At 61.0% G+C, this 12,944-nt stretch carries 8 protein-coding genes and 2 pseudogenes; 9 read left to right on the forward strand and 1 reads right to left on the reverse strand.

Annotated features, from left to right (window positions below):
- Positions 1-79 precede the first annotated feature (79 nt).
- The 5 genes from topA to LE197_RS21625 all read left to right on the forward strand — a co-directional run bounded on the left by topA (position 80) and on the right by LE197_RS21625 (position 7,383).
- On the forward strand, positions 80-1,999 hold the full coding sequence (topA, locus tag LE197_RS21605) for a type I DNA topoisomerase (RefSeq protein WP_034026384.1): 1,920 nt from the start codon (positions 80-82) through the stop codon (positions 1,997-1,999).
- A 7-nt stretch (positions 2,000-2,006) separates the two neighbouring features.
- Positions 2,007-2,759, forward strand: a complete 753-nt coding sequence (locus LE197_RS21610) for a hypothetical protein (protein ID WP_003149513.1) — start codon at positions 2,007-2,009, stop codon at positions 2,757-2,759.
- Between the two features lie 319 nt (positions 2,760-3,078).
- The gene (locus LE197_RS21615; RefSeq protein WP_044061709.1) at positions 3,079-4,968 is read left to right on the forward strand and encodes a hypothetical protein; all 1,890 of its coding nucleotides are present in this window, start codon (positions 3,079-3,081) and stop codon (positions 4,966-4,968) included.
- Positions 4,965-6,941, forward strand: coding sequence for a DEAD/DEAH box helicase (locus LE197_RS21620; RefSeq protein ID WP_023113616.1), 1,977 nt, complete (start codon positions 4,965-4,967; stop codon positions 6,939-6,941). Before LE197_RS21615 ends, LE197_RS21620 begins: the two co-directional genes overlap by 4 nt.
- Positions 6,942-7,056: 115 nt before the next feature.
- Complete coding sequence (locus tag LE197_RS21625) at positions 7,057-7,383, forward strand: hypothetical protein (protein ID WP_023110984.1); 327 nt, start codon at positions 7,057-7,059, stop codon at positions 7,381-7,383.
- Here LE197_RS21625 and LE197_RS21630 read toward each other — a convergent pair.
- Positions 7,369-8,238 (reverse strand): hypothetical protein, encoded by an 870-nt coding sequence (locus tag LE197_RS21630; RefSeq protein ID WP_023110985.1) that lies wholly within the window; start codon positions 8,236-8,238, stop codon positions 7,369-7,371. The two genes, LE197_RS21625 and LE197_RS21630, sit on opposite strands and share 15 nt — an antisense overlap.
- A gap of 215 nt (positions 8,239-8,453) precedes the next feature.
- On the opposite strand from LE197_RS21630, the gene LE197_RS21635 reads away from it, so the two are divergent.
- The 4 genes and pseudogenes from LE197_RS21635 to pilP all read left to right on the forward strand — a co-directional run.
- Positions 8,454-9,575, forward strand: coding sequence for a TcpQ domain-containing protein (locus LE197_RS21635; RefSeq protein WP_003448658.1), 1,122 nt, complete (start codon positions 8,454-8,456; stop codon positions 9,573-9,575).
- Positions 9,575-11,283, forward strand: a pseudogene (locus tag LE197_RS21640) (PilN family type IVB pilus formation outer membrane protein). The gene LE197_RS21635 and the pseudogene LE197_RS21640 overlap by 1 nt, the downstream one beginning before the upstream one ends.
- Before the next feature lie 3 nt (positions 11,284-11,286).
- Complete coding sequence (gene pilO2 / locus LE197_RS21645; protein ID WP_003099758.1) at positions 11,287-12,612, forward strand: type 4b pilus protein PilO2; 1,326 nt, start codon at positions 11,287-11,289, stop codon at positions 12,610-12,612.
- A 10-nt stretch (positions 12,613-12,622) separates the two neighbouring features.
- Positions 12,623-12,925: pseudogene (gene pilP / locus LE197_RS21650) on the forward strand (type IV pilus biogenesis protein PilP); the annotation flags it as partial.
- Positions 12,926-12,944 lie beyond the last annotated feature (19 nt).

Here is a 12,944-nt window from a genome sequence, read left to right on the forward strand (position 1 = left end):
CAGCGCACCGTCCATTTCGCATTGTTGGCCCGCTCTCTGATCGCGACAGTTCGACCGACTGTTCCGAGAGATTCCGCCGATGCACATCGTAATCATTGAAGCCCCGGGCAAGCTGAAAAAGCTGAGGTCCCTTCTCCCCTCGATTCGTCCCGACGTGACCTGGCAGGTCGAGGCGACAGCCGGCCACATCAGAGACCTACCCGTTCACGGGCAGGATCCGCAGATGCTCACCGTCGGCGTGGGCCAGGATTTCAAACCGCACTACCAGATCCTCTCGGGCAAGGAAAAAACCGTAGCACGGCTGAAGGAGCTGCGGCAGAAAGCCGTGGAAATCTACGTCGCATCCGACCCGGATCGCGAAGGCGAAAGCATCGGCTGGCACATCCTCCAGGCTGCCGGGATCAAGAACTACAAGCGCGTTGCCTTCAAGGAAATCACCAAGTCGTGCATCAGCGCCGAGCTCAGCTCGCCGCGCCGTCTGGACCTCCCGAAGGTCGCCTCGCAGGAATGCCGTCGCGTCATCGATCGCCTGGTGGGGTATCTGGTCACGCCAGAGCTGCGGCGCGTGATGGGCAGGCCAACCACCGCCGGGCGCGTGCAGTCCGTCGCGGTGTACCTGGTGGTCCTGCGAGAGCGGGAGATTCGCGCCTTCACAGCAATCAAGCACTTCGGGGTGGAACTGGCCTTCGTTTCGCCCAGCGACGGCCGCACCTGGAAGGCGGAGTGGGATCCAGTGCCCACGTTTGCCAGCAAGGAGTTCCCGTATGTCCAGGATCGTCAACTCGCAGAACTGGTGGGGGCTATACGCAATGTCATCGTCGAGACTTGCATCGATGGCGAAGAAACCGATACGCCTCCGCCACCTTTCATCTCCTCCTCGCTCCAGATGGCCGCCGGGAATGCGCTGAAGTGGTCACCCGACAAGACGATGAAGATCGCCCAGCGGCTGTATGAACAGGGGCTCATCACCTACCACCGGACGGACAACCCGAATATTTCGAAGGACTCCATGCCGGATATCCGTGCTGTCGCCAAGGCATTGGGGCTGAAGTGTGTTGAGCAACAGCGGATGTTCAAGGCTGACCAGGACGCCCAAGAGGGCCACCCCGCCATCACCCCCACCGATTGGACGGCCGCTACCGCCGGTGAAACTGCTGATGAGCAGGCCCTGTACCAGCTCATTCGAGTTCGTGCGCTTGCCAGCCAGATCGAAGCTGCCGTGTACGCAGTGAGAACCATCACCCTCCTGGGCGTCGGCCCCGACAAAAAGCCGCTGCGCTTCGGCGCCAAAGGGAAGCTGTTGAGCGTGCCTGGCTGGCGAAAACTGCTGCAGGGCGATGACGCAGAGGAGCAGAAGAACGAAACGCCTTCAAATCCCATCCCGGCGCTGGAGCCTGGCCAGATACTCAAGGTCTACAGCGGCGAGGTCCTGGAGAAGAAAACCACCCCTCCCAAGCGATTCACCGACGCCAGTCTGGTGGGTGAGATGAAGCGCCACGGGATTGGTCGGCCATCATCCTACGCCTCTATCGTGAAGAACATCATCGACAAGGGCCAGGTGCAGATGAAGGGGCGAAGCCTGATCCCCGGCGAGCTGGGAGAGGCCACCATCGCGCTCCTGGAGCACAACTTCAGCTTCCTCAGCCTCGACTTCACCCGCAACCTCGAGGTCGCCTTGGACCGGATCGCCAACAGCGAGGACACCTACATGAACGTGGTCCAGCAGTTCTACCAGCTACTACAGACAGAACTGCAGACACTCCGCTCGCTCCCCAGCGCACAGGACGAACCACGCGCAAGCTCCACCGCCAGTATCTCCTCGGCGCCGACCAGCGACTTCCTTTGCGGCAAGTGCGGTCTGCCCCTGGCCCACCGCAAGAAAGCCGGCAAGGGCGGCTTCGACTTCTGGGGCTGCAGCGGTTACCGCACAACCGGCTGCAAGGTCAGCTACCCTGACAAGAACGGCCAGCCTGATCTTGACAACCCGCGCGGGCTATAGGTGATGTATGACGACGCAGACCCGCACTGATAGAAACCTCAACTTCGATTTCGTGCGCAGGCAAGTCGAGCAACCGCCAGCATGGGCATCAGAGGTCCTGCTGTCGTGGGAGGAAGCCTACCCCCAGGAAAAGCACGCCTTCCTTCAAAGCCACTACTGGACCGAGACGGGATCGATCAATGTGTTCCGCGTCGTGGGTACCGACCGCAAAGACTACCGGGGAAGGTCCTGGCTCGACTTCCTCACTGGCGGCAAGCGAATGCAGCGAAACCTGCAGGCCTTGTTGGACAACCCGAGCTACTACCTGCAGCCAACGGAGCGCAGGCCCGCGATCCACTACAACACACTCGATGGCTTGAATTTCTACGTCGGCTCCGACGGCAACCACCGCACCTGTATTGCTCGATTCTTCCTGGCCGAGCAGCAGAAGAGCCAGCTCCACGACGTGACGCTCAACCACTACCAGGTCAACGACAGCTTCTACCGCCTGTACGGGCAACTCCGGCAACAACTCCTGCTACAAGGGCTACCTGTGCAAATCCATCCGGAGCGTGTGCAGTTGGGCCGGGAAGATACTGCTGGCTGGAAGATGGATACCTACCAGACCACATTGAACTGGTTGAACCTCAAGACCCAGGAGGAAAGATCCCTGAATGAAGCACAGGCGAGGGAGCAACTCATCGACCTCATGCGGGGAAAACCATCTGAAGAGCAACCGCGAGGCTGGAAGGCAAGGCTGAAATGTCTCATTTCAGGCTGAGTTCGCAGTCAGACTTGCATCGCTATTCGGGCCAGCTACGCTCAGCCATACACGCTGTATATCCCCGGCGTGTTCCCCGCCCCCGACACCCTGTTCCCGCACACAGGCCTGTCGGGGGCTCCTTTTGAGGTCAGTGGCCATGAAGGTCATGATGTTCAGCTTCACCGTTTTAATTCTCTTTGCAGTGACTCTCAGCGTCCACCTGGTGTTCCTGGCCTCGTAATCCAAAGAAATACAGGCCGCGTGGCCTGAACATTTCCCATCGATCCGTAGCACACCGACCAGCCACAGTGCTGCTCGCTTACACAGGAGCATGCGCGTGGCACCTCTCGACAACGCCTCCCCTAGCGGGCCGCTACAGGATCCATTCCTTGCCCGCTACAGCGAGCGGCAGCTCGCCGTTGCCAACACCTGGGCAACGCATTTCTCCCTCGCTGGGACAGCTCGAACCAAGTTCATCCGTCACTACCTGCGCAGCACCTCTACGACCAGGTGCTGGTGCATCACCGTCGCTGCAGACAACGGTGTGCGTTACACCATCATGCGTGCAGGGCCACTACTCCAGGTGTTCGACGGTCAACTGATCGGTGCGTGGGAGTGCAAGCCTACCCATCGTATCCCGGCAAGCACGCCGTCCCCAGCAGGGGCGTTGAAGCTGCTACAGCGCCTTGAGAAGTTCGACGACGCAGTTGCTGTACTCAGCTCATACACCAAGCGAGCGCACGACCTAGCCACACAGATGGCCAGGGACGACCTCGGACTTCCACATCGCCTCGTGTATCCGAGCCACAGCAACAAGCGCTACTACGCGCCAAGGCACCAGTTCTACTTGAAGCAGATCGGAGCGGTCTTGCGAACCTTCAGACAGGTCCTGGACCAAGACCTGCTGTTCGCCATCCGCTCGGTTCGGTGCCTCTCGCCCCAGCTCTACAACTGGCTGGCTCAAGGCAACCAGGTGCGCCGGCTGCAAATGCTGAAGGCTCAGCCGGTCTTGACGCCGCTACTGGTGGATTGCGAGGAGGGAGTCTGGCCTCACACGACGACCAATGACAACGGCGAGAGCATCCACCATTACCTTCCTTGCCCCTTTTCCCTGATTGATAGTGAACGACCGCAGGCCTCAGCCATGCCATGCGGTTTTTACCTCGATATGGGCCGTATTCTTGGGCAGGTCGCGGACGAAGGGATCTCGGTCATCAACTTTTTCGCCTGGCTATTTCAGGCGCCACGGGCCTCGATTCGATTTCTTAGTCACGTAAGTCCCGGCCGTGCGGGAGGCGCTCTCTTCCATCGCAAACGGGAAGGCCGATATTCGGGATGGCATGCTCTCCTACTGGCTGCATCGCTAGGTAATCGGCGGCCGATCACTCGCGCTCAATGGACAGCATTCTATGCCGCCTACAATGCGATCCCCTGGCAAATTCACAACGCCAAGCCCGACTATAACCGTCTCTTCAACGGCTGCCCGTCGGATTGGCAGGATCCGGCATGGCTTGCAATCACTGCACGGCTGAGCGACATCAAGGAATTCTATTCCGCCCTCGACCAGGGGAACTCACAGGTTGTTCGGCAGGCGCGCAGCGCCCTGAAAGCGTATCTGGGTCATTGTACCTACCGACAGGCTGGCAACCTGGTGGACGACTACCACCAGGTCCAGAGGGAGCTGCGTGCTGCAGTGCAGAGCAGCCTGCCCGATCTGGTCGACACCGACGAGTACACCACCTGGGAGGGAATGCTGCCTGTCGGTCTTGTCGATTGCCCTAATGGCCTGCAGATCGTCGAGCTCCGCTGCCCCGCCGACCTCTATGCCGAACATATCGCTCTGGCACATTGCATCGATAGCTACGACCAGGCCGCCTACCGAGGAGACTGTCGACTGCTCTCAGTCCGTGAGGCTGGTCGTCCGCTGGCCTCTGCCGAATTGGAGCTCAGGCGTGAGCATGGCGAGCCTATAGGTAGGCCCTGGAGTCCCAAACACCTTTCCACGGTGCAACTGCGCGAATTCGATAATGCCCCCGTGCCGACCGACTCGCCTGCCGGCCAGGCATACCGCTGGTTCATGGAACGAATTCGCTCTGGAGCCATAGCGACGAACCTGAACTGGCCCGACATGACCGTCCACATGACGCGCTTCGCCAATGGTCGCTGGAAGGCGGGCCTCGCCGAAGCCACGGCGAAGTGGCTGCTCACTCAGTTGGAAGACCGATGAACCGTCCACGCCTGGTCAATCGTACCTCCGCGACACCTTCGACGCTTCTGCAGCGGGCGATCTTCGACGGCTACGACTTCGGCTTGAAGATCCCCTACATCGCAGGCAGCAACCGCGCGCTGCTAGAGCTGTCCGGCTTCTTCATCAGCGCCCGGGAGCATCCGTTGCACCGCTACTGGCGGGTCCCCAAAGGCAAGCTGCTGCCTGAACTGGACACTCTGTACAACCGTCTCGCCGAGCTTGCTGGAGGCCTTCACTCCCAGTCCTGGCGGGAGTTCAGCTCCTTGGTCGAATCCGCGCAGGCCTTGCTTGACCGACAGGCCTTCACCTGGGGGATGCTGCTGCGCATCGCGCCCCTGGCCGAGGGAGGCGTCCTACTGTCAGGCGAGTTCCATCCTGGTGTGGTGGCGGTGGCTCGGCGGATGCGCGGGGTATTCCTGCGCCCATCGAGTTCCTGGCGCATCGACACCACTCCCGAGCTGCTCCGAAGCAACCTGATTCTGGAGCTTGGCCTCGCCGAGGAACAATTCGAGATTCTGGATACTGTCCAGGAGCTGCTCAGCGACGGCAGCTTCGCGCCGTCGACCGAGCTGCCCAGCATGAGCATCGGCGGTCCACAGCAGGAACCGGCAACGCCATCCCAGGAGGACGAGTCAGCCTCTGACATCTACCTCGCCGCGGTGCCGGAGATCGAGCGCACCGAGTACAGCTCGGCTGATATCGAGGCGGCGCTCCAGGGCTACTCACTACTGGCCCACCAGCCTGACGGCATCGCTCATCTGCTGCAGAGGACCAGCGCCTTACTGGCCGACGACATGGGACTGGGCAAGACCCGCCAGGCGGTCATTGCCGCTTCGATCCGCGCGGCGGGCAGACCAATTCTGGTCATCACCCTGGCCACCCTGCTGATCAATTGGCAGCGGGAGATCCAGGAGGTCTATCCCTCGGCCACCGTGGCCATCCAGCAGGACACCCCAGAGGCGCAGTGGATCCTCGTCAACTACGAGCAGTTGAGCCCCTTCGTCGCCAACGCTTCGCGCTTCGCCGTGATGGTCATCGACGAGGCGCAGCGGATGAAGGAACCGACGGCGCAATGCACGCGGCACGGTTTCGACATTGCCGCCCAAGTGCCGAACCGCTACCTGCTTACCGGCACGCCGGTGCTCAACCGCGAGACCGAGCTGCACACCCTGCTGCGCCTCTCAGGCCACCCCATCGGCCAACTGCCGCTGAAAGAGTTCTGCGACCGTTTCGCCGGCAACCCGGAGTTCCGCCAGAGTCTGCGGGCGGAGCTGGGTGACTGGATGCTGCGCAGGCGCAAAGATGTGCTGCCCAGCCTCAAGGGAAAGCAGCGGCAGTTGCTGAAGGTGGCCCTCTCCACCGAGGAACGCCAGCAATACGACGTGCTGCGCCTCGAGGACCGACCGGTCTTCGCGCGACTCGGCGCGCTGCGGCGTTACCTGGAAACGGTGAAGGTGCGCGTGGCGATGGACCTGTTGAGCGAGCTCGACGCCGAGGACAAGGTGATCCTGTTCTGCGAGTTCAAGCCGACCGTGGCTGCGCTGAAGGAACTCTGCGAGCAGGCCGGGCTCGGCTGCGTCACGCTGGTGGGCAATGACTCGCTCACCAAGCGGCAGAAGGCGATCGATCGCTTCCAGCAGGATCCCGACTGCCGGGTGTTCATCTGCACCACGGCGGCCGCCGGGACGGGCAACAACCTCACTGCGGCGAACTACGTGTTTTTCCTCGGCCTGCCCTGGACTCCCGGTCAGCAGGAACAAGCTGAAGACCGCGCGTACCGCAACGGCCAGCTCCGCATGGTCGTGGTGAAGATCCCACTGGTCGAGGGCACGATCGACGAGCAGCTGTGGCAACTGCTCAACGCGAAACGCCAGGTTGCCCAGGACCTCATTGAGCCCGAGCAGGTCGATGGGAACCGCGCGCTGCTGGCGGCGAGCCTTGCCGAGGGCTAAGTGTCGCAGGATAAAAGGATATACCCACCAACCGAGTATTTCCCGCTGCAACACGACCGAGCAAGAAGCAAGCTCGTTCACAACGACACGACTGTTCAGCAGGAGACGCCCCAAAATGAGATTCGAGCAGCCCTCACCGACTATCGATTACAGAAAAAATATGGTTCTGCAAGCGCTGCTGAAGATCGAGGCGCTCTACGAGCTCGCACAAGCCGCCTCTCCAGAGCTGCTAGCGAATATTAAGGAGGCGCTGTCAGAACCAGATAGATTTTGCGAAATGGCGACAGCAATCGCCTTATATTACCTTCACCGTGAACCTACGGTTCCAGCACTATACGTAGAACTCGTCGAGGATGAAATTGCACGATATCCCTTCACCTACGATGAGATAGAGTCAGTGATGGACTCAAAAATCAGAGAGACATTGTTAACGCAGCTTTGACCGTGCCATTTCCACGCGCCGTTTGCGCTTCATGTAGTAGTTGTAGAACTTGGCACTGTCGAGGATGATCGATTTCTCATAAAGCACTCTGGCAGTGTCAACCTCTGCACCTGGAGGTATCTCCACGACCCGCATGACGATAGACTCTCTCCCACCATTCTTCATCGACTCCGTATGACCGAAGAACAGTAGCCGTATCTTGGAGCGGCTACCCTCCTTCCTATTTATGTAATGCAAGCCAAAGTAAGACCTAGCCCAAAAACCTTCGGATAATTTGTTTATTTCCTCTGCAACCTCATTGCTTACAGAACACCCATAAATATCCTTGGACTCTGTCATATAAGCAAACGCATAGGGCAGGTTGTACAAATTGATCGCCGAATATTCATAGCCCTTGTTCTTGCCGAAATCTTCAAGCATCTCCTCTAAAACCCGATCTACGAACCTGACTCCAGTATCTGACTCGATAAACGAAACCACTAGATCAAACGCCTCTACCAAAGCCACCTTAACCTCATCACTTTCTTCTTTCCGAGACGAAGGACGTCTTACCTTTTGATCCATTCTTGCCGCATTAGCGAGACGACACGTTAAATACCTTCTCTCATTATAGTTAGCAATACCACGAACATTACCCTTATGATGCCTCGCATAGAAACTACCACTACGGGTTTCCGTTGCTGTTCTGTTAACCATGACAGTTGGGTTTTGGCATGACGGGCAGATTGCATATGACCTCAGCTCACCGTTAACCGTCTGGATGTACGGCTCCTTTCTATTAGTTCGTCTGTAGTAGTTGTCTTCGGTCAGATCGATAGGTTCTTCGGGATTAGTGATAAGCGCAAATACGTTCATTAGTTCCTCACTTCGAGTCGGGGCAATGAAGCCGCGATGACATCATGTAGTATGCCTCACAGCCATCGAAACGCCTCCTAACCTTCCGGCGTATCACTGACCACAGCACCACATTCGAGCGAGTTAAAAAATACACCAGGTTCCAGCCGAGTATTTCCTGCTGAAGCATGGCGGATGGCCTGCCACTGTGTGCCCCATCATCAAAGGGGGCCTCAATGACCAGGCAGTTGACCACTCTCACGCTGTGCCTGCTGCTCGCCAGCTGCACGACCCACAAGGCTGAGCCGGCCAGGCCCGCCTTCGACAGCAGCCGCAATCCAGACCTGCTCTCACCGGACCTGTACCCGAATGGCGTACAACCGGAGAAGGAGCCCGTCGTGCGCTACGGGCGCTACACCCTGGTCAGCACCCAGCCGGACGCTGGCCAGCGCGACCTGATGGCACAGATCATCGACGTGACCATCCCGTCGAGCATGAACCCGAGTGTCAAGGATGCCATGCAGTACGTGATGAGCCGCTCGGGTTACTCGCTGTGCCCGGCAGAGGCCGGTCATGTGAACATCCTCTACACCCGGCCGCTGCCGGCGGCTCAGTACAAGCTCGGCCCCATGACCCTGCGCAACACCCTCCAGGTCCTCTCCGGTCCAGCCTGGCAGGTTAAGGTCGACGAAGTGGCGCGGCAGGTCTGCTTCGTGCTTCGCCCGGGCTATCAACTTCCCCCGGCGCCGAGGCCGAAACCAGTCCAGCAACTGTATGCGAAGCCCGCTGCCCCAACTCCAGCGGCGGTAGCGCAACCCTCCTCCACGGAGAAAGTCAGCACGCTGGAGTCGCCCGTCGTGGTCGCCTCGGTGCCAACGCCGGCGCCGATCACAACCAGCCCCGCTCCGACCAAGAAGCCTGAATCCACCACTGTGTTCCCCCCAGCAGCACCGGCCAAGGATGGCCACCCCTCTTCTCCTCCCGCGGCTTTGGCACCGATCAAGCCCTTGGCTTCCGCCGTGAAGTCCATGCCGCCCACTCCGGCCGTGGCTTCCGCCCCTCCGGTCAAGGTGCTCACGCCGGCGGAGCCGAGCCGGCAGTTGGCACAGTCCTGGTCAGCCGAGACGGGATCAACCCTGCGCGACACCTTGGAAGCCTGGGCCAAGCGCGCACGCTGGACGGTCCGCTGGGAGCCGCAGGATCTCAACTATCCGATCGAAGCTCCCCTGAGCTTCCACGGCTCCTTCGAGGACGCGGTATCCGAGCTGTTCCCGCTGTATGACGCTGCCGAACGGCCCTTCCTGGTGAACGCCAGCCGGCCGCAGTCCCTGATCATCATCAAGGAGCGCAAGAACTGATGCGTGCCCCCCTGAAGAACCTCTTGCCTTGCCTCCTGATCCCCGCGCTGGCCAGTTGTTCGGTCACACGGGTGAACGAGTCGGCGGATCGTGTCGAAGCTACGGCAGATTCCGCGTCGACGATCGCAGCACAGATGCGCAACACCCGACCGGATCGCCGCGATACGGTGGTGTTCTCCGACAAACCCTGGGTCAGCACGAAACCCCTGAGCGTTTCGCACACTTTGTCCAGTGACTGCATCGTGACGTGGCGCCCTGCAGGCGCAGCGTCGCTGCAGGAGGCCGCCCAGGAAGTCATCAACCAATGCCACCTGGCGGTCAGTATCACGCCCGACGCGCTGAACCCGGCCGCTTTTGCCCTGCAACCTCAGCAGCGCGCGAGCAACGCCCCGCCGCCCATCCAAGGCGGCCAGGACATGGCCACCATGCTGTTTCCTGCCTCCGTCGCCAACGGCATGTCCCTAGGTGCCGGCGGCAGCATCGGGTCGAGCTTCGGGTCCTACGGCCCGCGGTCTCTGTACAACATCAAATGGAACGGCAAGGTCAGCGGGTTCCTCGATCTCATCGCCGCCCGCGCCGGCGTGTCCTGGCGCTACAACCCAACCGAGAAACGGGTCGAGTTCTACTACCTGGACACTCGGACCTTCCGCATCTACGCCTTCGACGACGTCAACACGGTGGACTCCACCGTGCGTTCCGGTATGACGACGGCCGCCGGCATCAGCGGGGATGGCTCCGGATCCACTGGACAGAATGGCAGCTCCGGCATCAGCGGCGACTCCGGCAGCAAGCAGACCACCAGCTCCGAGCTGAAGACCTCGATCCTCAGCGACATAGAGAACAGCATCAACTCGATGCTGACGCCGAGCATGGGACGCATGTCGCTGTCGCGTGCCACGGGCACCCTGACCGTCACCGACCGACCAGAGGTCCTCAACCGCGTCCAGCAGTTGGTCAACCGGGAGAACGAGAGCATCACCAAGCAGGTGCTGCTGAACGTCAACGTGCTCTCGGTCGCCCTGACCGACAAGGATCAACTGGGGATCGACTGGAACCTGGTCTACAAGTCGCTCAACAACAAGTGGGGCATCGGCCTGAAGAACACCATGCCAGGCATCGATCAAAGCGCGATCTCCGGCTCCGTGAGCATCCTGGATACCGCCAACAGTGCCTGGGCAGGATCCAAGGCCATGGTCCAGGCGCTGGCCCAGCAGGGTCGCGTCTCGACCGTCCGCTCCCCGTCCGTGACCACGCTCAACCTCCAGTCGGCGCCGATCCAGATCGGCCGCTACGACAGCTACCTGGCCTCCAGCCAGATCTCCAACGTCGCCCAGGTCGGCAGTACCACCTCGCTGATCCCGGGCGCCGTGACCAGCGGCTACAACATGAGCCTGCTGCCGTTCGTGATGGAAAGCGGCGAGATGCTGCTGAAGATCAACATCAACATGACCTCCAGACCGACGTTCGAAATGCAGACCAGCGGGGACTCCAAAGCCCAGTTCCCGAGCTACGACATACAACTGTTCGACCAGAAGGTACGCCTGCGCAGCGGCGAGACCTGGTGCTCTCCGGCTTCGACCAGACCACCGAGGATACCAACAAGGTCGGCACCGGCGACGCCGGATTCTTCGGCCTTGGCGGCGGGCTGACCCGCAATACCAAACGCGAGGTCATCGTGGTGCTGATCACCCCCGTCGTGCTGGGCTGAACCATGGAGAAGCCTGACATCGGTAGCCGTGGACCAGACGTCTCGATCCTGAGCTACCACGGCAACAAGTTCGTCAGCGGCCTGTTCTGGCGGCCGCTATCCAGCCAGCGGCAGTACATGAAGGAAGCGCGCAAGCTGGGCAAGGAAGAGCATCTGGACATCGTTGCCATCCGCCATTCGCCGACAGTGATCCAGGCCGGCTTCGTTTCGAAGTCGCAAGGCGCAGTCAAGGGCATGTACTCCCTGGCCTCGGCGCTTTCAGGCCAGTTCGAAGGCGACTTCCTGGCCTGCTGGAAGGTCGACGAGGACCGCTACGCACTGGTCGCCACGCTCGATGGTGCGATCGTCCCCGGCCAGGACCTGGTCACTACCTTCGACGAAGCCAGGGACCGGATCAGGAAGCTCTCTACGCGCGGCGTGCTTCGAAACGCACAGGTCTTCGTTCCCGAAGGATTCGATTTCCCCGTCAAGGACTTCGACATCGAGGAACTGCTCGCGCCGAAGCGCCTGCGGCGCGACTACCGCCTCCGGCAACTCACCTTCGGCTTGTCCGCCAGAGAGTGGACGGCAGTGGCCCTGCTCGGTTGCTTGGTAGGCGGGTCGCTAACCGCCTACTACCTATGGAATGCCCACCAGCAAGAGCTCGCCAGACAAGCCGCGCTCCTCGAGGAGCAGAGGCGCCTCGCCGAGCTGGCCGAGAAGAACGCCCAGGCCAAGCAGCCGCTGGACCTGGCTTCATTGCAGAAGCCTTGGACGCTCATGCCTGACCTCGAGGACATGCTACGCGCCTGTAGCAAGGCAACGGGGGTACTGTCGCTGTCGATCCAGGGCTGGCTCTTCGAATCCAGCAAGTGCGACGGCAGGGTCCTGGTCGCCACCTACCACCGTACCGGCAACAGCACGGCAGCCGACCTGACAGCGGCCAGCCAGCACCTGTTCGCTGACCGCCCCGCCTTCGTCATCGACAACGGCAACACCGCGGCCCTGAAGGTCGACCTGAAAGTCGCCATCGGTAGCGATGAGCCGCTGCAGCCAGCCGACGACGCGCTGCAGGCGCTCACCAGCCATCTGTACCGTCAGGGTGTCGAGCCCAAGCTGTCGATCAGCCAGGAGACAACTCCGCCCCTTCCTGGCGCGGAAGCGGCGACGGAGCAGCAAGTGGTGTTGCCCTCCTGGAAGAAATTCACCTTCAGCGCCCAGACCAGGCTCCCGGCAGACCTGACCTTCCAGGGGCTGCCCGCCGCCGGGGTCCGCATCACCAACCTCGAAACCACGCTCAAGGACAGCCAGTTGGACTGGACTGTCACAGGAGAAATCTATGCGAACTGAGCCGATCGGCATGGCCGTGGCCGTGCTCTTCCTCCTCGCGTCCGGCCAGGCCTGCGCCGGCACCGTTGGCGAACTGGCGGAGATCCAGGCCCAGGCCATCCTCACCGAGGCCAAGGTGCGTCTGGCCACGGCGCAGCGGCAACTGGAGGGCAAAGGCGAAACCGGCCAGGTCGTCAGCGCCCAGGGGCAGACGTTCGCCATGCCGGTGCCGGCGGCGGCGCCGACGATCACGCAGCCGGTTCCGCCAGTGGTGCGGACCATCTACGGCGCCGGCGGCAAGATGACTGCCACATTCTTGTTCCCGGGCGGGTACGAGGTGGACGCCGCCAGCG

The organism is Pseudomonas sp. PS1(2021), assembly GCF_020405165.1.
Lineage (GTDB): Bacteria > Pseudomonadota > Gammaproteobacteria > Pseudomonadales > Pseudomonadaceae > Pseudomonas > Pseudomonas aeruginosa.

Bases quoted from the DNA above. Each gene is read 5' to 3' on its own strand.
- topA (WP_034026384.1), top strand. From the start codon at position 80: ATGCACATCGTAATCATTGAAGCCCCGGGCAAGCTGAAAAAGCTGAGG.
- LE197_RS21610 (WP_003149513.1), top strand. From the start codon at position 2,007: ATGACGACGCAGACCCGCACTGATAGAAACCTCAACTTCGATTTCGTG.
- LE197_RS21620 (WP_023113616.1), top strand. From the start codon at position 4,965: ATGAACCGTCCACGCCTGGTCAATCGTACCTCCGCGACACCTTCGACG.
- LE197_RS21625 (WP_023110984.1), top strand. From the start codon at position 7,057: ATGAGATTCGAGCAGCCCTCACCGACTATCGATTACAGAAAAAATATG.
- LE197_RS21630 (WP_023110985.1), bottom strand. From the start codon at position 8,238: ATGAACGTATTTGCGCTTATCACTAATCCCGAAGAACCTATCGATCTG.
- LE197_RS21635 (WP_003448658.1), top strand. From the start codon at position 8,454: ATGACCAGGCAGTTGACCACTCTCACGCTGTGCCTGCTGCTCGCCAGC.
- pilO2 (WP_003099758.1), top strand. From the start codon at position 11,287: ATGGAGAAGCCTGACATCGGTAGCCGTGGACCAGACGTCTCGATCCTG.